The organism is Rhizobium sp. GN54, from assembly GCF_021026345.1.
Classification (GTDB): domain Bacteria; phylum Pseudomonadota; class Alphaproteobacteria; order Rhizobiales; family Rhizobiaceae; genus Mycoplana.
Genome location: NZ_JAJNCZ010000016.1, coordinates 1 through 22093 on the forward strand (window position 1 = coordinate 1; position 22093 = coordinate 22093).

The following is a 22093-nucleotide window of genomic DNA, read 5'->3' on the forward strand; positions in this document are numbered from 1 at the left end:
CACTCATCGCAATCAATCCCATCCGCAATCTCCCAGACGTCATTCAGACCCGGGGAGTGTGACATTCCAACTTTGCAGAAACAGGACATTCTAACTTTGCGGCTACACAAGAAGATCACATAAGTTCTATTATGGAACTCGTTTGCTTACCCCGGATCAGCGCGCATTTTCCGGTGTGGCGGCGCGGGCCTTTCACGCCCGACATCACCGCGCGCCGAACAGGTAAAGCGACGCCAGGCTGACGCCCGGGATATAGGTGATCAGCGCCAGGCACAGGACGATCACCCCGACGAGCGGCACCAGATAGGGGATCATCCGGTGCAACGAGATGTTGGCGACCGCGCAGGCAGCAAAGAGATTGACCCCGAAAGGCGGCGTGATCATGCCCATCGCGAGGTTGGTGATCATGATCATGCCGAAATGCACCGGGTCGATGCCGTAGCGCATGGCGACAGGCGCAAGGATCGGCGCGATGACGACGATCGAGGCAGACGTCTCTACGAACATGCCGATCAGGAACAGGATCAGGTTGACCGCGAGCAGGAACATGATCGGGCTGTCGAAGGTCGCCACGAGCCACTCGCTGATTGCCGCAGGGGTGCCGGCCCGTGTCAGCACGAAGGAGAAAAGCCCGGCCATCGAGATGATGAACATGATGATCGCCGACGACAGCGTCGAGCGGCGAAGGACGGACAGAAGGCCCGCGAAAGTCAGTTCGCGATAGACCGCCATGCTGACCACAAGCGCGTAGAAGACGGCGATGACGGAGGCCTCCGTCGGCGTGAAGACGCCGCCATAGATGCCGCCGAGAATGATCACCGGCATGGCGAGCGCGAAGACGGACCGGCGGAGGCTGGGCAGGAAAGCCTTGCGCTCGCTTTCGGCCGCCTCGGGCGGCTGGTGCCGGAAGCGCGACCAGACGATGACGAAGATGCCGAGCGCAACCGCGATGAGCAGGCCCGGACCGAGTCCGGCGATGAAGAGGTCGCCGACCGGCGCGCCTGCCGATACGCCATAGAGGATCATGGGGATCGACGGCGGGATGATGACGCCGAGTTCGGCGGCGGTTGCCTGCAGCGAGGCGGCAAATCCGACCGGATAGTTCTGCCTGACCATCGCCGGGATGAGGATCGCGCCGATGGCATAGGTGGTCGCGACCGAGGAACCGGAAACAGCGGCGAAGATCATGCAGACGATTATGCAGGTGACCGGCAGGCCACCGCGCGTATCGCCGACGAGGCTTTCAACGAGGTCGACCAGACGCTTCGAGATGCCGCCGGCAGCCATCAGGTTGCCCGCAACGATGAAAAACGGAATGGCGGCCAGCGGAAATTTGTCGAGCGCGATGAAGGCCTGCTGCGGGATAACCAGCAGCGGCAGGTTGGAAAAGCCGGCGGTACCGACCACGCCCGCAAGCCCGATGGCGACAGCGACGGGGACTGCTAGCCCCATCAGGACGACCATGACGGCAATCATCGAAAACAGCATGATCGTGTCCTAACCCGCGTTTTCGGTGCGGTGATCGCCGGTTTGGGCGGGATCGACGAGGTGGGCGACAAGGGCGAGCGCCGAGAGCACCGCGCCGACAGGCAGCGCCGCATAGGCATAAGAGGCAGAGATGCCGAGACCGGCGATCGTCTGGAACTGGACGCGCTGCACCAGCACGCAACCGAACCAGAAGAGGATGGCGAGCAGCGCGAGGATCGACACGGTGGAAACAAACCGCACCAGCACCCGCAAGCGTCCGGTGCTGATCTTCATCAGCAGGTCGACCGAGATCAGCGTGCCGGTGCGCATGGCGCCCGCAAGCGCCACATAGGCCATCCAGATCAGCGTCGTCTGGATCAGCGGCTCCGACCAGGAAGCCGGCGCATGCAGGACGAAGCGGGCGAGCACCTGATAGAAGCCGACGAGGCAGGCAAGCGCCAGCCCCGCCGTTCCAAACCAGACGGCCATCCGGGTGACGAGGTCTTCCACGAGAAGGAAGGCCTCACGAAAGGTCGAACCGGCAATCATTTCGTGGCGGCGATCGCGTCGAGCCGTTCCTGGCCGAAGGTCTTGGCGAACTCGGCATAGAGCCCGTCGAGCTTGCCGCGGAACGAGGCCTTGTCGACGTCGGTGACGACGGTCATGCCCTGCGACTTCAGCGTATCGAGGCCGGAGGTCAGCACCGTCTCGACTTCCTTCCGATTGCGCGCCATGGCGTTCCTCGCGGCCTCCTTGAACACGGCCTTGTCCTCGTCGCTCAGGCCGTCAAAGACCGACGGCGAAACGAGCAGCACGAGCGGCGTGAAGGCATGGTCGGTCATGCTGAGATATTTCTGCACCTCGCCGAAGCGGTTGTTGATGATGGCGCCGACCGGGTTTTCCTGCCCGTCGACGACGCCCTGCTGGAGGGCGGTGTAGACTTCCGGGATCGCCATCGGCGTCGGCAGGACGCCGAGTTCACGCCATACGGCGATGTGCATGTCGTTCTGCTGCGTGCGGATCTTCAGCCCTTCCGAATCCGCCGCCGTCTTCACGGGGCGCACATTGTTGGTGAGCTGGCGGAAGCCCATGCCGCCGAAGGCGAGGCCGACCAGCCCCTTCTTCGGCAGCTCGTCCAGGATCTGCTGGCCGATCGGACCGTTCAGCACGGCCTGCGCATGATCGAAATCCCGGAACAGGAAGGGGATGTCGAAGATCGCGAAGGACGGATCGAAATTGACGACGATCGAGGTGCTGACGACGGTCATGTCGACGGTGCCGAGCTGCACGCCCTCGATCACCTCGCGGTCGCCGCCGAGCGCGCCACCGCCCTGCAGGCGGATCTCGATGCGGCCGCCGGTCTTTTCCTTCACCTCTTCGGCGAACTGGCCCATCGCGATCGCCTCCGGTGCCTGCGCGCCGCCGACGAAGCCCAGATTGAGCGTGGTTTCGGCCTGCGCCCAGGCAAGGCCCGGCAGGCTCGCCAGCAGGATGCCGGCTGCGACAAGTGCTTTCTTCATGGTTCTCTCCTCCACTTCAATTTCCGAGCCGGCAGGCTCAGGCTTCGAGGACCCAATGGTCCGTCACGTAATCCGCAAGGCGCTCGATGTCGATCGCAATGCCGAGACCCGCCCCGTCGGGAACGGCGATCTCGCCCTTTCCATCCGGCCGGGGATCGTAGAGCCGCTCGCGCAGCGGGTTGAAACTCATATCGTATTCGAAGACAGGCGCGCCGATGCGCCCCCTGCCCGGCAACAGCGTCGCGGCATACTGCAGCGAGGCAAGGAAATTGATCGCCGAGCCCCAGACATGCGGGGCGACGGGCACGTCGAAGGCGTCGGCGAGCCCGGCCACCCTGATGCCCTCGGTGAGACCGCCGCAGATGGCGAGATCCGGCTGGACGATGTCGAGCGTGCCGGCTGCAATGAAAGGCGCAAAGGCCTGCACGCCGCAGAAGGATTCGCCGCCCGCCAGCGGCAGCGGCAGCATCTGCGCAAGACGCCGGTAGGCGTCCAGATCGTCGTGGCGCACCGGCTCCTCGAGCCAGGCGAGCTTCGCATCGGCCGCCTGATAGGCGAGCGAGACGGCGTCGCGCACGGTGGATGCCTCATTGAGGTCCGCCATCAGCATCGCATCCTCGCCGAGGATCGTGCGCGCCCGCCGGATCGCCGAAAGGTCCGACGCTTCATCGATGCCGATCCGGATCTTGACCGCGCTGAACCCCAGTTCGGCATAAAGCCCGATCGCCGCGTCGAACCCGTCGTAGCGATCATCGCCGGCCGGGAGCAGCGGGCCGCTGGCATAGGCCTTGATGGAGGAACGCAGCGCGCCTCCGAGCAATTCATGGATCGGCTTGCCGACGGTCCGGCCGTATCCGTCCCAGAGCGCGATGTCGAGCGCGCTGACGGCCATGTGAACCTGGCCGCGCCTGTCGGGCACCGCGGCCTCCAGCAGCCTGGCCTGTGCGGCGCGCGGATTGGTGATGTCCATGCCGAAGAGCTTCGGCGCGAGCATCGTCCGGATCAGTTCGCTGGCGGCCGCCGGATAGGCCCAGGTTTCGCCCCAGCCGGATATTCCGCCGGCGGTCGTGACCTTGACCAGCAGCGACGCGCGCTCGCGGAAGGTTCGCAGCGCATTGCCCGCGACTCTCGGCATGGCACACCGAAGCCCAAAGGCTTCCACCCGGACGATACGCTCACTCGACTGCAATCTGACGGCTCCCCTGCTTGCAGTCACCGGGATAGCGATTTAGTTTTCCTGCGACAAATTAGAAGTTTTCCGAATGAAAGATTAGGTAAGCAAATGAATCGGATCACGATCGCCCAGCTCGAAGCCTTGTTCTGGACGGCGACGCTGCGATCCGTCGATGCGGCGGCACGGCGCCTGAACCTCTCCCAGCCGACGATCTCGCTCAGGCTGAAGGCGCTGGAGAGCGAGATCGGCACGCCGCTCTTCGAGCGCGTCGGACGCGGCATCCGGCCGACGCTCGCCGGGCATGCGTTGATCGAGGACGTGAAGGGCGTGCTCGACGGGGTGGAGCGCATCGCGGGCCACAGGCCGGGCACCGGCGTCGGCGGCACGATCCGCGTCGGCTTCGCGGAGGGTTTCGCGATGATCTGCCTGTCGCCGATCCTGAAACGCGTCCATGCGCTCTATCCCGAACTGACACCGGAGGTCATGGTATCGACGACGGCTTTCGTCGAGCCGGACCTTCATGCCCGCAAGCTCGACCTCGCCTTCCTCGTCAACCCGGCCGAGCATGAGGATTTCACGCTTGTGCCGCTCGGCGCGCAGGAAACCGCGTGGATCGCCGCCACGAGCTTCGACCTCCCGCAGGTCGTCACTCCGCACGGCCTCGTCAGCCTGCCGGTCATCTCCAACCCGTCGGGCAGCATCAACTATCGGCAGGTGCGCGGCTGGTTCGCCAGCGCCGGCCTGACGCCGCGCCGTCTCGACATCTGCAACAGCGTCGCCATGCTCGCCCATCTTGTCGACACGGGCGTGGCGATCGGCATCTATCCGAGCAAGATGGCGGAGCAAGGTGCGAAGGAGGGACGCGTGCGGGTGCTCCGCAGCAGCCCGCCGATTGCCGATACACCGATCTTCGCCAGTTACCCGACCGACACGAGCGACGCCAATGTGCGTGCTTTCGTCAACACCGTGCGGCAGGTGCTGTCCGAGATGGACTACCTCAAGGGCGGCTGACGGCCCTTACGGCCCCTCTCCTGCCGCATCGAGAACGGCCCGCGCGCGTTCGACGACCGGGCGATCGATCATCCTGCCGTCGAGTTGCACGACGCCGCCTTTCGCCGCGCGGACGGCGGCGACGATGCGGCGCGCCCGGTCGATCTCCGCTTCGGTCGGCGCGAAGCCGCAGTTCACCGCCGCCACCTGCCGCGGATGCAGGCAGAGCTTTGCCGTGAAGCCGAGATCGCGGGCACGCGCCACATCAGCGGCGAGCGCGCCCATGTCTTCAAGGTCCACCGTGACGCCGTCGACGGGCGGCGGCAGGCCGGCATGGCGGGATGCGATGGCGATCTGAAGCCGCACTGGATCGAGGCTTGCACCGGTGCCGGGGATGCGCGCATCGAGCCCGAAATCGAGATTGCCGAAGGCGATGCGGCAGAGGCCGGGCGCGGCCGCGAGATCGTGGAGTTGCATGAGCCCCTCGACGCTTTCGACAAGCGCGATCAGGGGACGGCCCGGCAGTCGTCGGGAGACGTCGTTCAACGCGGCCACGCTGGCCTTGGGGACCATGACGACCGCTGCCGGATAGGCCGCGAGTGCCGCAAGGTCCGGGGTGAACCACGGCGTATCGGCACCGTTGATGCGCAGAACCCCGCCCCCGCCCTGCCGGAACCAGTCCGCCGCAGCCGCCCGAGCCGCCTCCTTGTCGTCCGGCCCGACAGCATCCTCCAGATCGATGATGATGCTGTCGGCACCGGATGCCGCGGCCTTTGCGACGCGGTCGGGGCGATTGCCCGGTACGAAGAGATAGCTCGCCGGCTGCCGCCGTCCGGAACGGTCCGGGTTGCCCGCCTCAGTCATCGAACCGCGCCTCCGCCCGCATGGCGAGCTCTCCCTCCGGCCCGCGCGCCCGGAGCGACAGGACGCCGTCGCTATCCGATGGTGTCGCTTCCAGACGGAACGGGCGATCGACGAAGAGCGGTGCGGTTGCCCGGAAGGTGAAACCTCGGAGCGAGGCACCGGTCCCGCAACGGGCGGCAAGACCGTGCAGCAACGTGGCGATCAACGGGCCATGCACGACGAGATCGCGATAGCCCTCCACCGTGCGGGCATAGGGCTGGTCGTAGTGGATGCGATGCCCGTTTTCCGTCAGCGCCGAGTAGCGGAAGAGGAGCACCGGGTCCGGCGTGAAGGGCTCCGACCACCGCGCGTCACCGGGAGCAAAAACCGGCGTCGCGCCCGGCGCGCCCGGAAGGGCGGCTTCGCGGAAGACGAGATCCTGTTCCTCCTCGATGCAGAGCGTCGCCCCCGAGGAGATGCGGTGGCGGACCGTCACGAAGGCGAGACGCCCCGAGCGGCCCGGCTTGGAGACGACGTCCAGGATTTCGCTTTCGCGGCTTGCCTTCGTCCCGACCGGCAGCGGCGTATGATAGGTCAGCCGCCCGCCCGCCCACATGCGGCGCGGCAGGCCGAGGTCCGGCAGGAAGCCGCCGCGCTTCGGATGGCCGTCCGGCCCCAGTTCGCTGCGCCGCGCGGCGGGATTGAAGAACATCCAGTGCCAGGCCGGTGGCAGCGCCGCACCGCCGCCCGGCACGCCGTCAAGGTCGAGTGTCGCGGCCAGCGCCGCGACACGGTCTGCCGCGATCACCGCGTGCCGGCGGTCCGTCCGGCCGATGGTGTCCCTGCCGTCCGGGGTGCTGTCCGAGGACATCGCTCTTCCTTTCATTGACTGGCGGAGACGCTACCCCGCTGCGCCGCCCTGCCATTCCAGCAGCTCGAAAATCCGCCCGACATCGCCGGCCTCGTCCAGCGACCAGACGAAATCGAAGACCTGCTGCATGCGATCCGCATCGATCAGGCCCTCGGCGCAATCGCGGAATTTTCCTTCGAGCTCCGCGTCTGACAGCGGGTTGTGCGGGCTGCCGCGATAGTTCTCGTCGGCCCAGCGCTCGAAATGGCGGCCGTCCTTCGTCGTCACCTCGATCTTCGAGCGGATGCGGTCCCAGCCCATGTCCTCGATCGACTGGTCGAACGCGGTCTCGATCCGCCGCTGCATGTCCTGCGACGCCTTTGAGGAGACAAATTCGTCGGTGAATTCCGCCTTGCCCGCTCGGCCGGCGAGGATGATCGCCGTCAGCAGGAAGGCGAAGGAGAATTTTCCCTCGAGCTCCGTCGTCGCGATGCGGAAGCGGATGGGGCCGAGCACGTTGCTGCCGGCCTTCAACGTGACGGACTGGATGTCGTCGGCGGCAAGCCCGTTCTCGCGCATCAGGAAGAGCATCGCATCCATGCTCGGATGGGTCAGCACGCCCGACGGATAGGGTTTGATCGAGACGCCGGGGCTTGCCATCGTGTGCGGCTTGCCGAAACGGTCGCGCACCAGCGCCGGCTCGCCGCCGGGACCGGCGATCGCCAGATACCCCCAGCGCCCGTCGAGCGATTCCGGATTGGCGGAGAGGCCGTGACGGGCGAGCAGCGCCGCCGTGACGCCGTTTTCCGCCGCCCGGCCGACATGCATCGGCTTGGTCATCGTGCCGAAGCCGGCGCGGATGCCCGACGCCATCGAGGCGGCAAGGCCGAGCGCCTGCGCAACGCCCGCCGCGTCGAGGCCGAGCATCTTGGCCGCAGCGGCCGCAGCCGCAAAGGTGCCGATGGTGCCGGAGGTGTGGAAGCCGCGCATGTAATGGTCCGGATTGATTGCTTCCGCCACCTTGCAGCCAACCTCGAAACGCGCCGAGAAGGCCGTCAGGAGCCGCTTGCCGTCAACCGGGCGCCCCGTCTCGGCGGCCACGAGGTCCGACATGGTTAGCGCCGCGATCAGCGGCGGCATGGTCGGGTGCATCAGCAGGCCGTAAGGGCGGCCCGGACCTTCGGCAAGCTGCGTGTCGTCCCAGTCCATCGCATGGCCAGCCGTGCCGCCCCATAGTGCTGCGAGATGGGCGGGCACCCGGCTTGCCGCCCGGCCAATCAGCCGGGCCTGCGGCGTGCCTGCAAGGCTGGCGACATAGGCCCCGAGCGGCTTCATGCCAGGCTGCTCGGTGCCGGCGAGGGCTACGGCGAGACCGTCGAGTACGCAGCGACGCGCGAGCCGGAGCGTCTCGCCGTCGAGGTCGGTATAGTCGAGGTCGGCGACGAAGCTTGCGGCCGCCTTCGTGAGGCCGGAAAGATGGGCGTGCGGATCATCGCTCGCGGCGGACGTCTTTGGGTGCTGGTTCACGGTATTCCTCCCATCGCGCTGGTCTGCGCATATCTCATCGGCTCAGCCGAATTCCCGGCGGATCGCCGCGCCGTCGGCATCGACGGCGGGCACCGCGCCGAAGGCCGGTACGCTGCCCCGCCTCAGCGCCGGCGGCGCGGGCACGGCGACCGCGCCACCATCCGTCGCAACATCGATCCGTCTCAGATGCGGATGCCCGGCCAGGTCGAGCGGCGTATTGACCATGGCATAGGCAATGCCCGCCTTGTCGAGGCGCTCGATCATCGTTTCGTGCGGCTCCGTGGCGAACACCGCAGCGATCAGCCCGTCCATCACGGCCCGGTTCTCGATCCGGCGGAAGGCGTCGCAGAAGCGCGGATCGGTGGCGAGCCCCATATTGCCCATCACACCGCCGCAGAAGGATTGCCATTCGCGCTCGTTCTGGATAGAGATCAGCACGCCGCGGCCGTCGGCGCAGGAAAAGACGCCATAGGGGGCGATCGACGGATGGCGAAGCCCCATGCGCGGCGGGTTCCTCCCTGCCCCCTCGGCCTGGAGCAGCGGCACCGCCATCCAGTCGGCCATGGCATCGAACATGGCGACGTCGATGACGGCGCCGCGGGCGGTCGAGCCCCGCTCGATCAGTGCTTCGAGGATCGCCGCATGGGCATACATGCCGGTGCCGATGTCGCAGACCGAGATGCCGACACGCGCGGCTTCCTCCGGCGTACCGGTGACGGAAGCCAACCCGCTTTCCGCCTGGATCAACAGGTCGTAGGCCTTGCGGTCACGATAGGGGCCATGGTCGCCGTAGCCGGAAATATGGCACTGGATGAGCCGCGGATTGAGCCCTGCCAGCACGTCCACGCCGAGCCCGAGGCGCGCAACGGCGCCGGGCGCGAGATTTTCCACGAAGACATCCGCCTTCAGGAGCATTGCCTTTAGCACCGCGAGGTCCTCACCATGCTTCAGATCGAGCGCGATCGACTGCTTGCCGCGGTTCAGCCAGACGAAATAGGAGGACTGGCCCTTGGCCAGCCGATCATAGTTGCGCGCGAAATCGCCTTCCGGCCGCTCGACCTTGATGACCCGCGCGCCGGCATCCGCCAGCCGCGAGGTGCAGAAAGGGGCCGCCACTGCCTGTTCCAGCGAGACCACGAGCAATCCATCGAGCGGCCCGGGCATCCTCCCGACCCTCAATAGGAACGGGGCATGCCGAGCACATGCTCGGACAGGTAGGCGAGGATGAGGTTCGTCGAGATCGGCGCCACCTGGTAGAGCCGCGTTTCGCGGAACTTGCGCTCGACATCGTATTCCTCGGCGAAACCGAAGCCGCCATGGGTCTGGAGGCAGGTGTCGGCCGCCTGCCAGGAGGCTTCGGAGGCGAGCAGCTTGGCCATGTTCGCTTCCGGCCCGCAGGGTTCGCCCCGGTCGAATTGCTCCGCCGCGCGGTAGACCATCAGCTTCGCTGCCTCTGCCGCCGCATAGGCGCGGGCGATCGGGAACTGCACGCCCTGGTTCTGGCCGATCGGCCGGCCGAAGACGATGCGCTCGTTGGCATAGCGGGTGGCGGTCTTCGTGAACCAGGCCGCATCGCCGATGCATTCGGCGGCGATCAGGATGCGCTCCGCATTCATGCCGTCGAGGATATAGCCGAAACCCTGGCCCTCCTCGCCGATCAGGCTGTCGGCCGGGATGTCCAGATTGTCGAAGAAGACCTCCGTCGTCGCATGGTTCAGCATGGCGCGGATCGGCTTGATCGAGAGCCCGTTGCCGAGCGCCGCCTTCATGTCGACGAGGAAGACCGAGAGCCCGTCGCGCTTCCTCGCCACCTTGTCCTTCGCCGTCGTGCGGGCGAGCAGGATCATCAGGTCGGAATGCTCGGCCCGCGAGGTCCAGACCTTCTGGCCGTTGATGACGTAGGTCTCGCCGCGTTTCTCCGCGAAGGTGCGGATCGACGTCGTGTCGGTTCCGGCCGTCGGCTCCGTGACGCCGAAGGCCTGGAGCCGCGTCTCGCCGCTCGCGATCCTCGGCAGCCACAGCGTCTTCTGCGCCTCGCTGCCGTGGCGCAACAGCGTGCCCATCGTGTACATCTGCGCATGGAGGGCCCCCGCATTGCATCCCTGCGCGTGGACCTCTTCCAGGATGTTGGCGGCGACCGTGATGCCCTGCCCGCTGCCGCCATACGCCTCCGGCACCAGCACGCCGAGGAAGCCGCCCTCGGTCATCGCGTTGACGAAGGCGGTCGGATAGGCCTTTTCCCGGTCGAGCGCGCGCCAGTATTCGCCCGGAAAGCCGGCACAAAGGGCGGCCACCGACTGGCGGATCTCGCGGATCGTATCGGCATCGACCATGGCTGGCTGCTCCACGTTCATCGGCTCTATCCTCTCGCCGCCGCTCAGGTGTTCGTCGCTTCGCGCATCGCCTTGATCAGCGCCGAGTTCTGCTCGAAACCGATGCCGGTTGCGTCCGGCAGGCCGACGCGGCCGTTCTCGATGCGGTTGCCGTCGGCAAAGCCGCAGAAGGGCTTGAAGACCTCCGGATAGGATTCGTTGCCGCCGAGCTTCAGGCCGGCGGCGATGTTGAGCGACAGCTGGTGTCCGCCGTGGGGAATGCAGTTGCGGCTGGAAAAGCCCTCCTTACCGATCGCCTTCAGCGTACGCAGGTATTCGACCAGCCCGTAGGAGAGCGCACAGTCGAACTGAAGCCAGTCGCGGTCCGGCCGCATGCCGCCGTAGCGCGCGAGGTTGCGGGCGTCCTGATGCGAGAACAGGTTTTCTCCCGTCGCCATCGGCCCCGGATAGACCTTCGCCAGTTCCGCCTGGATATGGTAGTCGAGCGGATCGCCGGCCTCCTCGTACCAGAAGAGATCGTAGGGCTTCATCGCCTCAGCATAGGCAAGCGCCGTTTCGAGGTCGAAGCGGCCGTTGGCGTCGACGGCGAGGTACTTGCCCTCGCCCACCACTTCCAGCACCGCCTCGATCCGGCGGATGTCCTCGTCGAGCGGCGCGCCGCCGATCTTCATCTTGACGACCTCGTAGCCCATGGCGCGATAGCGGCGCATCTCATCCTGGAGCTGGCTGTCGTCCTTGCCCGGATAGTAGTAGCCGCCGGCGGCATAGACGAAGACGGAGGTGTCGTGGCTGCCGTCGCCATAGGTGTCGGCCAGGTGCTTGTAGAGCGGCACGCCGGCGATCTTGGCGACGGCATCCCAGACCGCCATGTCGACGACGCCGACGGCGACCGAACGCTCGCCATGCCCCCCCGGCTTTTCGTTGACCATCATCGCCGCCCAGATCCTGTGCGGATCGAGATTGTCGCCGGCGTCGTTGACAAGTCTCTCCGGCTTCGCCTCGCGCAGCCGCGGCAGGAAGCGTTCATTGAGCAGCCCGCTTGCCGCATAGCGCCCGTTCGAGTTGAAGCCGTAGCCGATGACCGGCTTGCCGTCCTTCACCTGATCGGTCACGACCGCCACGACGCTCGCCGTCATCTTCGAGAAGTCGATGAAGGCGTTGCGGATGGGCGAGGAGATCGAAACCACGGCCTCGCGAATGTCGACGATCTTCATGGGTCACTTGCCTTTCGGACTGGCCGCCAAACGCACGAGCAGCGGCGGCGCGATGATGTTGGTGAGGAAGGAACGCGTAAACTGGAACCCCGCGACGATGGCGGCGGCGGCACCGAGCGCCTTGGCCGAGGCGATCATCTCGCCAAGGCCGCCGGGCGCGACGCCGAGCGCCAGCGAGACCGGCGCGACATCGACGAAGAGGCGGAGCACCGGCACGAAGCCGAAGACCATGATGAGGATCAGCCCGCCGCTGCAGATGACGGCTGCGAGCGCGGCACGCGGCACGCGCTCGAAATCCTCCTTCTTCAGCCGCGCGCCGAGCGAGAAGCCGATCAGCACCTGCGCCCCGACGATCAGCCACCAGGGCATGGTCGCGATGGAGACGTTCATCGACACCAGCGCGATGCCGACCGCCATCGGCATGATGACCCAGGGGTTCAGCACACCGAGCCGCGACGTCACCACCGAAAGCAACAGACCACCGGCGACGCAGGCGGCGAGCGCCAGCACGCTCGCCTCCGGAGCGGCGGCGGCCACAACGGCGCTGCGGTCGACACCGAAGAGAAAGGGCACCAGCACGACGATCATCACCACGCGCAGCGTGTGCACGACCATGACCACATCCGCCTGCGCGCCGGTTTCGCGCGCGAGCGACGCCATTTCCGACATGCCGGCCGGCAGCGTCGAGAGCAGCGCCGTCTTGCGGTCCACGCCGGCTATCTTCTGCAGCGGAAATGCGAGCGCGACGCCGAGCGCATTGGCGACGAAGGCGGCGGCGATCATCGCCGGCAGGAAGGACCAGAGCTCGCCGAGAATGCCGGGAGTCAGGATCGCAGCCGTCGCGCCGCCGATCAGGAGCTGGCCGAGACGGCGCGCATATTTCGTCTTGCCGCCGAGCCCGACCGTATTGGCATAGACGGCGCTGCCGGCCATCGCGCCGAGGATCCAGGCGAGCGGAACGCCCGTCAGCGACAGGAGCCAACCTGCCACGGCCGAGGTGGCGATGCCGCCGGCCAGCGTGAGGTTGGGTCCGAGGGTCATGACAGGTAGGCACCGCCGTTGACATGCAGCGTCTCGCCGGTGACGTAGCGCCCGCCCGTGCCTGCGAGATAGGCGACGGCTTCCGCCACCTCCTCCGGCCGACCGTGCCGGCCGACGAGATTCTTGCGGTTGCCGTGGTGCCTGGGTGCCGCGCCGTCATTGCCGATGCGCACCGTATCGATCAGGCCCGGCGCGACGCAGTTTACGGTGATGCCCTTTGGCGAAAGCTCGTGCGCCATCGCCTTGGTCAGGCCTACCACACCGGCCTTTGCGGTGATGACATGCGCCCGGTGCGCTGCTCCGGTATGGCCTGTCAGGCCGCCGAGATTGACGATCGCCGCCTGGTCGCTTTGTTCCAGATGCGGAAGGGCGGCCTGCGAGACGAGAAAGACGGCATCGAGCGCGACGCCCATCACCTTTCGCCAATCGGCATAGGTGATCTCGGCAAAGGCGCCTTCCGGGCGGATTGCGGCATTGTTGACGACGACGTCGAGCCTGCCGAAGGCGCCTGCCGCTTCCCGCACGACCCGTACTGCCACATCCGGGTCCGAGAGATCGCCACTGACCAGAACCGCCCGCCGCCCGAGCGCCTCGACGGCCGCTACGGTCTCGCCGCCGGCTGTCGTGTCGTTCGCCACGTGCACGACGATGTCGGCGCCACGCCCGGCCAGCGCGACGGCGATGGCCCGCCCGATGTTGCGCGAGGCGCCGGTGACGAGGGCGGCGCGGCCCTGGAGATCGCTGATCGTCATTTCGCAAGCTCCGAAATCATCTCGTGTCCGCCCTTCATCGACGCAATGGCATCGCAGGCCGCGAGCAGCGCGCTCGCGTTCCCATGTCCGCCAAAGGCGACGTTGGCGCGGAACTTCGCATCGATCTCGTCCCGCGTCAGCGGCTCCTCGACGCCGCCGCGCATGTGGCCCTGCTCCGCCTCCTCGACGCGGCCGTCCTCGTACTCGACGCGCACATGGCCGGTGAAGGCGGCGGGATAGGGATTGTCCGGGTCGATCTCGAAATCGACGACCTCGCAGAGACGCAGCAGATCCGGATCGCGGATCGCCTCCTCGGTGAAATCGCCGAGCTCGGCATGGCCGCGCACGAGGCCGAGCGCCACGCCGAAGGGCGTCGAGAACTTGGCGGCATAGGCGGTCGGCGGCTGGCGCTTGAGCTCGATCGGCTCCCAGAGGCGGTGCACGATACCTTCCGCCGTCTTGCAGACGATGCGCCTAATACCGTCCAGCGGTACGTTTCGCGCGCGCAGCTTCATGGCGACGTCGATATAGGGCTGCACCATCGTGCCGCAGGGATAGGGCTTGAAGGTGATGCCATCCATCACGAAGGTCTTGCCGAGGCCGTCGAACAGCCGTTCGGTCTTCGGCTCGATCGACGGGGCGAAGGTCTTGAAGGCGCCGTGCGTTCCCTCGAAGACCAGGCGCGGCCCGACGAAGCCCGCCTCCGCCATGGCGACGGCCCTCAGCGCCGATTGCGCCGACCAGCCGGGATGCATGCGCTTTGTCCAGCTACCGTCGCCGAGATATTCGATGATGCCCGACGCCATCGATCCGGCGATGCCGAGCGCATCGACGATGACCTTTTCCGGCGCGCCGCGGGCGACCGCGATACCGAAGGTGGCGGCAAAGGCGCCGAGCACGGCGGTCGGGTGAAAGCCCGCCTTGTGCACGGCCTTCGGCAACGTCAGCGCCAGCCGGCAGAGCACCTCGGTTCCGATAGCGATGCCAAGCATGACCCGGTCGTTGGTCAGTTGATACTTCTGCGCGGCGGCAAGAAGCGCCGGCACGATCACCACGCCGGAATGCACTGGCCCGCCCTCGAACGTGTCGTCGAAATCCTCACCATGCGCCGCCGTGCCGTTGACAAGCGCGGCACTGGAGGCGGAGACGCGTTCCGCGTGACCGACGATGATATGGTCGCCCGGTTCGGCGGCAGCCTTCGCGGCCGCGACATAGTCTGTTCCCCGCGCAGAGATGCAGAGGCCGACGATGTCGACCAGGATGTCGCGGCTCTTGGCCAGCGTCGCCGCCGGCAGGTCGCCCGGCCCGAGCGTCGCGCCCCAGGCGGCGAGGCGTTCGGAAACGGAAAGTGTGTTCGCGTCTTTCGTCATGGATCAGCTTTCAGCACTTTCGGAAAATGTCGAGGTCGGGCGGTGGCGCACGAGATCATAGATGCGCTTGGCGATCGATCCGCCGATGAAGAGGAAGGCGAGGATGAGCAGGCCGAGCGAAATCCGGTCGTCGACGAAAATCATCCAGTCGTCGCCGGAGAGCACCAGCGAGCGGCGAAAGTTGCTCTCCACCAGATAGCCAAGCACGAGGCCAAGCACTGTCGGCAGGAAGGGGAAGCGCAGCATGCGCATGAAGAACCCGAGCATGCCGGCGGCGATCATGATGCCGAGATCGAAGGCCTCGTTGTGGATCGAATAGATGCCGGAGAGGATCAGCGCGAAGATGAAGGCGTTGAGATAGGGGCGCGGCCGGTTGACGAGCCAGATGCAGACCGGAAGCATCGCCATGCCGATGAGAAGCTGGCCGATCGCCGCCGTGAAGAGGCCGGCATAGAGCCCGTAGACCACCTCGCCGGACTTCTGGAACAGCATCGGACCCGGCACGATGCCGTGAATGAGAAACCCGCCGAGCAGGATCGCCGTCGAATTGGAGCCCGGAATGCCGAAGGAAAGCAGCGGCACCAGTGCGGTTTCGGCGACCGTGTTGTTGGCGGTTTCCGGGGCGGCAATACCTTCCGGCGAACCCTTGCCGAATTCCTCCGGATGACGCGACCAGCGGCGCGCCTCGTTGTAGGACATAAAGGAGGCAATGGTGCCGCCGGCGCCCGGCATGACGCCTTCGAAAGTGCCGATGCCGTTGCCGATTATCTGCGCTGGTATGAGCCTCTTGGCGAGCGGCCAGTCGGGAAACTGGATGCGCGGCCGCGAAGTCACGCGCTCGTCCTGCTCCCGCTTGGAAGCCTGGACCAGAAGCTCGCTCATGGCGAAGAGGCCGACCATGATCATCACCGGTTCGATGCCGCCGAGAAGCTCCGCCGAGCCGAAGGTGAAGCGGGTGCCGCCGGTGACCGGATCGCTGCCGATGGTGGCGATGATCAGGCCCAGGATGGCGGCGATCAGGCCCTTGACGAGATTCTCGCCCGACAGCGTCGCGATGACCGAGAGGCCGAGGATGCCGAGGGCAAAATAGGCCATGGGCGTGAAGGCGAGCGCCACCTTCGCCAGCGGGCCGGAGAGCGTCATCAGCATGGCAAGCCCGAAGAGGCTGCCGATCACGCCGGAATAGAGCGAAATGCCGAGCGCCAGCCCCGCCTTGCCCTGCCGGTTCATCTCGTAGCCGTCGATGACGGTCGCCGCCGCTGCATTGGTGCCGGGCGTGCGGATCAGGATCGCCGGAACCGAGCCGCCATATTCGGCGCCGATATAGGTGGAGGCGAGCAGCACGATCGCGCTCGTCGGGTCGAGCGTGTAGGTGAAGGGAAGAAGCAGCGCCATCGTGATCGACGGCGAGATGCCAGGCAGCGCGCCGCCCATGATGCCCCAGGTGACGCCGATCAGGGCGGCGAGGATCACGTGCCAGTCGAAGAGGAAGGCCGCGGTGTGGGTGAGGGTTTCCATGGATCAGAACTCCGGAACCGTCAGAGGCTGAGGCTGGCGAGAAGACCGGACGGCATGCGCACGCCCAGCACGATGACGAACATCACCCAGAGGAAGATTGCGCCGAGCACCGCCACCGACAGCACGCGTCCCTTGTTGCCGGCACCGAGATAAAGCGCGGTCACAAGAAGCAGCACGGCGACGGAGATGAGATAGCCGAGCGTCTCGACAAGGAAGATGTAGCCGACGCCGATAGCGAGCAGGCCGGCAGCAAAAAGCAGCTTTCGCCCCTGCCCGTCCCATTCGCCTTTTTCATCCGTCGTAGCGCCCGCCACGGCCATGCGCCGCGAGACAATCGCCTGGATCGTCAGGATTGCGCCGAGGCCGATCAGCAGCCAGCCATAAACGCGCGGCAGGCCGCCCGGACCCATGCTGTCGTCGAGCGCACTGGTGCGCAACTGATAGGCGAAGAAGAGATAGACGGCACCGATTGCGATGGACGCGACACCGCCGACGAAGTCCCGGGTTAGCATGACAGCCTCACATGGAAGACGCGGCTTCGGAGAAGGGCGAAGAACGAACGCGGCACGGTCCGAAAGCCGCGCCGTGCTCAGGGGAGGACCTTTGTTATTCGATAACGCCGGTCTTCTTCAGGAAGTCCGCCGTTTCCGTGCCGAAGGTCTCGATGAACGTGACATAGTCGACATGGGGCATGAATTCGGCGCGGAGATTGGCGCCCTCATAGGCTTCCTTGTATTTCGGGTCGGCGAGCACCTTCTGCGTCGCCGCTTCCCAGGCGGCGACCACGTCGTCCGGCAAGCCCTTCGGCCCCGCCAGCCCACGGAACTTGCGCACGACCACGTCGTAGCCGGATTCCTTGACGGTCGGGAGATCCGGGAACGCGTCGAGGCGCTGGTCGCTGAAGGTGGCGAGCAGCCGGAGCTCACCGGCCTCGATCTGCGACTGGATTTCCTGCACTTCGCCGACACCGATCTGAAGCGTGCCGTTCAGCACGTTGATCATCATGTCGCCACCGCCTTCATGCGTGACCACCGCCGCGTTGACCCCGGATGCCGCCTTCAGCTGTTCCAGCGCCTGGCGCTCGAGCGACGCCGGGTTGGCCGCACCCCACTGGCCGCGGCCGTCGCGGGCGTACTGGATGACATCCTCCAGCGTCTTGAACTCGCTCTTCGCCGATGTGTAGATCACCTCGGGGTCGATGAAGAAGTTCACCAGCGGCTCGAGGTCGGTATACTTGTATTCCGGTTCGGAGAGCAGCGACGTGTAGATGAAGGTCGGCGTCGTCGCGTAGAAGATCGAGCCGTCGGCAGGCGCCTGCGCAAGCTGCGCCATCGCCTTGGCGCCCGAACCGCCGCTGATATTTTCCACGATGACGTTGGCGCCGAGATAGGGCGACAGGTATCGCGACAGTTCGCGCAGGAAGACGTCGCTGCCGCCGCCGGGGCTGGAATGGGTGACGAGCGTCACCGTATCGACGGGGTATTCCTGGGCCTGAGCGACCGCAAGCCCGCCTGCCAGGACAGCAGCAGCGGCGGCGGAGACGAAATACAGCTTGTGCATTGGTAAATCCTCCCAGATTGTGGCCGAACCCCCCGCTCGGCTCGTTTGATCATGTCTTTCGGCTTTTCGGCGCTTTCCGGCAGTCCAGTCGGGGCAAGCCTATGCCCCCATATTGTCAAGTGTCAACAATTTTATCACGGGATCGAACGTGGCAATCCCCTCCTCAGTCGAGAGCCACGCGCGTATCGCGGAACGCGTCCTGGTCGAGCGTCAGGCCGAGACCCGGACGGTTGGGAATCTCGATGAAACCGTTCTTCGGCTTCGGCGCATCGGTGAAGAGCGTTTCGCCGACGGCCACCATTCCGAGGTGCCATTCGACGATCCAGCCGTTCATCATGCCGGCCAGGAGATGCATGTTGAAAAGCGGCCAGCCGCCGCCATTGGCGATCGGCATGTTGTAGATCTGGGCGAGATGCGCGATCTTGCGGGCCTCGGTGTAGCCACCGCAATAGGTGACGTTCGGCTGCAGAATGTCGAGCGACTGGTGCTCGATGAACTCCCGCATGCGCCAGCGATGTCCTTCCATCTGGCCGGCGGCCAGGGGTATCCTGGTCGAGCGGCGGAGGTCGGCGAGCGCCCGCGCATCGTTCTGCGTCAGCGGTTCCTCGAACCAGGTGATGCCGCAGTCCTCGATCTCCCGGCAGAGATATTTCGCCTCGACCGGGTTGAAGAGATAGTTCGCGTCAATCATCAGGTCGATATCGTCGCCGACTGCGTCGCGAATCGCCTTGACCCGCCGCGCATCCTCACGCCAGCCGCCCTTGTCGACCGCGACGACCGATTTCAACGCCAGGAAACCATTGGAAACATGAAGTTTCGCGGCCTCGCCGAGCAGGTCAATGTCATATTGCGGAAAACCGAATGTGACGTAGCAGGGCACCTTGTCGCGCGCGCCGCCGAGCATCGCGGCGATCGAGCGGCCTTCCGCCTTGCCGATGATGTCCCAGAGCGCGATGTCGAGGCAGGAGAGCGCCATGGAAATGGTGCCGCTCATGGCGCGCGGGTTGAGCTTCTGCCAGACCCGCTGGTGGATCTTCTCCAGATCGCGTACGTCCATACCCTTGACGCAGGGAAGCACGTGCTTTTCGAGCGCGACGATGACGGCACGCGACAGGAAATGGCCCGTCAGCCCGTAGCCGACGATGCCCTCGTCGGTCTCCACCTGGCAGAAGACGAAATGGGTCTGTTCCTCGCGGCCGTAGCCTTGAACGCGCCCCTGGAGCAGCGGAATTTCGATCGAGAAACCGTGCAGGCTGGCTCTGATGTCCTGAATGATCATGAAAGCGCCCTCCCCGCGCCGTGGAGCAATCGAGGGCATTGTCTAGCGCACTTCATTATTGTAGACAATCTACAAAATGGGAGGTTTCGCGAATGAATGCTGCTAAAATGCCGACGCTCACCCAAAACGCCACATTGATGGAGGGGTTCCGCCGAGAGACAGTCAAGACGTTCGGCGCCGAGATCGAAGTCGCCGTCGCCGGCAGCGGCCCGCCGCTCCTCCTGATCCACGGCAATCCGCTGACGCTCGTGAGCTGGCACAAGATCGCGCCGGCGCTCGCCAAGACCTTCACGGTCATCGCGCCGGATCTGCGCGGCTATGGCGACAGCTCGAAGCCGGACGGCGGCGACGACCATGCGGCCTATACGTTCCGCGCCATGGGCGAGGACAATTTCGAAGTGATGGATCATTTCGGCTTTGATCGCTTCCAGGTTGCCGGCCACGATCGCGGCGCGCGCGTCGGCTTCCGCATGGCGCTCGACCGGCCGGAGCGCGTCGAACGGCTGGCCGCCCTCGACATCGTGCCGACGCATCACGTCCTGACCAACGTCACGCTCGGCTGGGGGCTGGAGAGCTATCACTGGTTCTTCATGGCGCAGAAGGCGCCCTTCCCCGAGCGACTGATCTGCGCCGACCTCGACTATTACATCCACTACAAGCTGAACAAGAAGGGCGTCGGGCTGGAGATCTTCACGCCCGAAGCCATGGCCGAATATGTCCGCTGCACCACGGCCGAACAGATCCATGCCGTCTGCGAGGACTATCGCGCAACGGTAACGCTCGACCTCGCCATGGACACGGCCGACCACGGCAAGCGCCGGATCGGATGCCCGGTCATGGTGATCTGGGGCACCAACAGCCATTGCGGCCGCCATTTCAGGCCAGTCGAGGCCTGGAGCGAATGGGCCGACAATGTCAGCGGCTTCGGCATTCCGACCGGACACTACCCGGCGGAGCATCGCCCGGACATCGTCTATCCGCTGTTCTGGGATTTCTTCACCGGCCGCAAGCCGCATTGGAGCGACGCACCATGACGGCGCCGATCGTCCCGGTCGGGGAAGCGCGGCGGCGGTTGCACGACAGAAGCGAAATTGCGCTGCTCGACGTCCGGGAGGCCGGGCAGTTCGGCGAGGCGCATCCGCTTTTCGCAACGCCCTACCCCTATTCCCGGCTGGAACTTCTCGCGCCCCGACTTGTGCCGCGACGGACGGTGAGAGTGATGCTTCTCGACGCCGGAGACGGCTTGGCAGAGCGCGCCGCGATGCGGCTCGAAGCCCTCGGTTACACGGATGTCAGCGTCATCGCCGGCGGCATGCCGGCCTGGGCGGCGGCCGGATTTCCCGTCTACAAGGGCGTCAACGTGCCGTCGAAGACGCTCGGCGAACTGGCGGAGCAGATTTGGCAGCCGTCGATGATCACGCCCGAACAGCTTGCCCACTGGAAGGCCGAGGGACGCGACTTCCGCTTCTTCGATGCGCGCCCGGCCGACGAATATGCCAAGATGCGGGTACCGGGCGCCGCCTGCCTGCCGAACGGCGAACTCGCGCACCGCCTGCCCGTCGCAGCCGCTGCAGACACGCCCGTCGTCATCACCTGCGCCGGCCGCACGCGCGGTATCATCGGCGCCATCGGCGCCAAGCTTGCTGGCCATGGAGGGCCTGTCCTCGCGCTGGAAAACGGCACGCAGGGCTGGGCACTGGCCGGTGGAAGGCTGGAGCGCGGCAACAGGGCCGCGGACTTACCGACGCTCTCGCTCGCCGACGCCGAACATACGCGCGCCGCGGCTCAGTCCCTGATAGAGCGCTTCAGCCTCGATACGGTCAATGCGGCCGGGATCGACGGCTTCCTCGCCGACGACGCGACGACTACCTATCTGCTTGACGTGCGCTCCACCGCCGAGGCCGCAGCCGATCCGATCCCCGGCGCCGTACATGCCCTGTCGGGCCAGCTCGTGCAGGCGACCGACCAGTGGGTTGCGGTGCGCCATGCGCGGCTCGTTCTCCTCGACGACCTCGGCCTGCGCGCGGGGCTTGCCGCCTTCTGGCTGCGGCAGCTAGGCTACCGTCCCTATGTGGCGATCATCGACGACGCCATGCGCCAACAGCGGCAAAGAGACACGGCCGCGATACCGGCGCCACCACCCGCCCTGCCGTCGATCGAGCCCGATGAAGCCCTTTGGCGGGTCGCCGAGGACAAGGCGGTCTTCGTCGACTTTCGCGGATCGCTCGCCTATCGCGAAAACCATGTCGATGGGGCAATCTGGCTCGTGCGACCGAAGGCCGATGCCGTCGCCGGCGCCATCGGTGGTCGGGCGGCGCTGCTGATCGCCGATGACCGGCTCGCTGCCGAACTAGCGGCCGGTGACCTGCGCGAAACGGGATCCCACGCCGTGCATCTGGTGGACGGTGGCCACAAGGCCCTGGTCGAAGCCGGCGCGCGCACCGTCGCAACTCCGGACACGCCGTCGGACGCGGAGGCCATCGACCATCTTTTCTTCGTCCACGACCGCCATGACGGCAACCTGGAGTCCTCGCGGCGCTACCTTGCCTGGGAAACCGGGCTGATCGACCAGCTTGATGACGTCGAGCGCGCGGAATACCGGCTCGACCGTCCCTGACCGGAAACGCAACGGGCCGGCAACTGCCGGCCCGTTCT

20 protein-coding genes are annotated in these 22093 nt (G+C 66.1%); 3 read left to right on the top strand and 17 right to left on the bottom strand.

Annotated features, from left to right (window positions below; translation table 11 throughout):
• Nucleotides 1–204 precede the first annotated feature (204 nt).
• From LQK81_RS24895 to LQK81_RS24910, 4 genes are read right to left on the bottom strand one after another with little or no spacing between them, the layout of a single operon-like run.
• Entirely contained in the window at nt 205–1488 is a 1284-nt protein-coding gene (locus LQK81_RS24895; protein WP_230809111.1) for a TRAP transporter large permease, read from the bottom strand.
• A 9-nt stretch (nt 1489–1497) separates the two neighbouring features.
• Nucleotides 1498–2016, bottom strand: a complete 519-nt coding sequence (locus tag LQK81_RS24900) for a TRAP transporter small permease (RefSeq protein ID WP_230809112.1) — start codon at nt 2014–2016, stop codon at nt 1498–1500.
• Nucleotides 2013–2987, bottom strand: a complete 975-nt coding sequence (locus LQK81_RS24905) for a TRAP transporter substrate-binding protein (protein WP_230809113.1) — start codon at nt 2985–2987, stop codon at nt 2013–2015. Before LQK81_RS24905 ends, LQK81_RS24900 begins: the two co-directional genes overlap by 4 nt.
• A 37-nt stretch (nt 2988–3024) precedes the next feature.
• Nucleotides 3025–4122 (bottom strand): mandelate racemase/muconate lactonizing enzyme family protein, encoded by a 1098-nt coding sequence (locus LQK81_RS24910; protein WP_230809114.1) that lies wholly within the window; start codon nt 4120–4122, stop codon nt 3025–3027.
• A 147-nt stretch (nt 4123–4269) separates the two neighbouring features.
• On the opposite strand from LQK81_RS24910, the gene LQK81_RS24915 reads away from it, so the two are divergent.
• The gene (locus LQK81_RS24915) at nt 4270–5172 is read left to right on the top strand and encodes a LysR family transcriptional regulator (RefSeq protein WP_230809115.1); all 903 of its coding nucleotides are present in this window, start codon (nt 4270–4272) and stop codon (nt 5170–5172) included.
• A 6-nt stretch (nt 5173–5178) separates the two neighbouring features.
• Here the strand turns inward: LQK81_RS24915 and LQK81_RS24920 are convergent, their stop codons facing one another.
• From LQK81_RS24920 to LQK81_RS24980, 13 genes are all read right to left on the bottom strand, one after another.
• Complete coding sequence (locus tag LQK81_RS24920; RefSeq protein WP_230809116.1) at nt 5179–6015, bottom strand: HpcH/HpaI aldolase/citrate lyase family protein; 837 nt, start codon at nt 6013–6015, stop codon at nt 5179–5181.
• Complete coding sequence (locus LQK81_RS24925) at nt 6008–6865, bottom strand: FAS1-like dehydratase domain-containing protein (RefSeq protein WP_230809117.1); 858 nt, start codon at nt 6863–6865, stop codon at nt 6008–6010. The genes LQK81_RS24920 and LQK81_RS24925 overlap by 8 nt, the downstream gene beginning before the upstream one ends.
• A 30-nt stretch (nt 6866–6895) precedes the next feature.
• On the bottom strand, nt 6896–8371 hold the full coding sequence (locus tag LQK81_RS26395; protein ID WP_230809118.1) for an MmgE/PrpD family protein: 1476 nt from the start codon (nt 8369–8371) through the stop codon (nt 6896–6898).
• Nucleotides 8372–8413: 42 nt separating this feature from the next.
• A complete protein-coding gene (locus LQK81_RS24935) occupies nt 8414–9535 on the bottom strand; it encodes a CaiB/BaiF CoA transferase family protein (RefSeq protein ID WP_230809119.1) in 1122 nt (373 codons plus the stop codon).
• Between the two features lie 11 nt (nt 9536–9546).
• Complete coding sequence (locus LQK81_RS24940; protein ID WP_230809120.1) at nt 9547–10725, bottom strand: acyl-CoA dehydrogenase family protein; 1179 nt, start codon at nt 10723–10725, stop codon at nt 9547–9549.
• Between the two features lie 23 nt (nt 10726–10748).
• The gene (locus tag LQK81_RS24945) at nt 10749–11918 is read right to left on the bottom strand and encodes a mandelate racemase/muconate lactonizing enzyme family protein (RefSeq protein WP_230809121.1); all 1170 of its coding nucleotides are present in this window, start codon (nt 11916–11918) and stop codon (nt 10749–10751) included.
• A 3-nt stretch (nt 11919–11921) separates the two neighbouring features.
• Complete coding sequence (locus tag LQK81_RS24950) at nt 11922–12959, bottom strand: AbrB family transcriptional regulator (RefSeq protein ID WP_230809122.1); 1038 nt, start codon at nt 12957–12959, stop codon at nt 11922–11924.
• Complete coding sequence (locus tag LQK81_RS24955; RefSeq protein WP_230809123.1) at nt 12956–13711, bottom strand: SDR family NAD(P)-dependent oxidoreductase; 756 nt, start codon at nt 13709–13711, stop codon at nt 12956–12958. The genes LQK81_RS24950 and LQK81_RS24955 overlap by 4 nt, the downstream gene beginning before the upstream one ends.
• Entirely contained in the window at nt 13708–15081 is a 1374-nt protein-coding gene (locus tag LQK81_RS24960) for an MmgE/PrpD family protein (RefSeq protein ID WP_230809124.1), read from the bottom strand. Before LQK81_RS24960 ends, LQK81_RS24955 begins: the two co-directional genes overlap by 4 nt.
• A 3-nt stretch (nt 15082–15084) precedes the next feature.
• Complete coding sequence (locus tag LQK81_RS24965) at nt 15085–16599, bottom strand: tripartite tricarboxylate transporter permease (protein ID WP_230809125.1); 1515 nt, start codon at nt 16597–16599, stop codon at nt 15085–15087.
• 20 nt (nt 16600–16619) lie between these two features.
• Nucleotides 16620–17111, bottom strand: a complete 492-nt coding sequence (locus LQK81_RS24970) for a tripartite tricarboxylate transporter TctB family protein (RefSeq protein ID WP_230809126.1) — start codon at nt 17109–17111, stop codon at nt 16620–16622.
• Nucleotides 17112–17205: 94 nt separating this feature from the next.
• Entirely contained in the window at nt 17206–18159 is a 954-nt protein-coding gene (locus LQK81_RS24975; RefSeq protein WP_230809127.1) for a tripartite tricarboxylate transporter substrate binding protein, read from the bottom strand.
• Between the two features lie 163 nt (nt 18160–18322).
• The gene (locus tag LQK81_RS24980; protein WP_230809128.1) at nt 18323–19438 is read right to left on the bottom strand and encodes a mandelate racemase/muconate lactonizing enzyme family protein; all 1116 of its coding nucleotides are present in this window, start codon (nt 19436–19438) and stop codon (nt 18323–18325) included.
• A gap of 92 nt (nt 19439–19530) precedes the next feature.
• On the opposite strand from LQK81_RS24980, the gene LQK81_RS24985 reads away from it, so the two are divergent.
• Together LQK81_RS24985 and LQK81_RS24990 are read left to right on the top strand one after the other, a co-directional pair.
• The gene (locus LQK81_RS24985; protein ID WP_230809129.1) at nt 19531–20472 is read left to right on the top strand and encodes an alpha/beta fold hydrolase; all 942 of its coding nucleotides are present in this window, start codon (nt 19531–19533) and stop codon (nt 20470–20472) included.
• Nucleotides 20469–22055 carry a rhodanese-like domain-containing protein gene (locus LQK81_RS24990; RefSeq protein WP_230809130.1) on the top strand — a complete coding sequence of 529 codons (1587 nt, stop codon included), beginning with the start codon at nt 20469–20471 and terminating at the stop codon, nt 22053–22055. The genes LQK81_RS24985 and LQK81_RS24990 overlap by 4 nt, the downstream gene beginning before the upstream one ends.
• Nucleotides 22056–22093 lie beyond the last annotated feature (38 nt).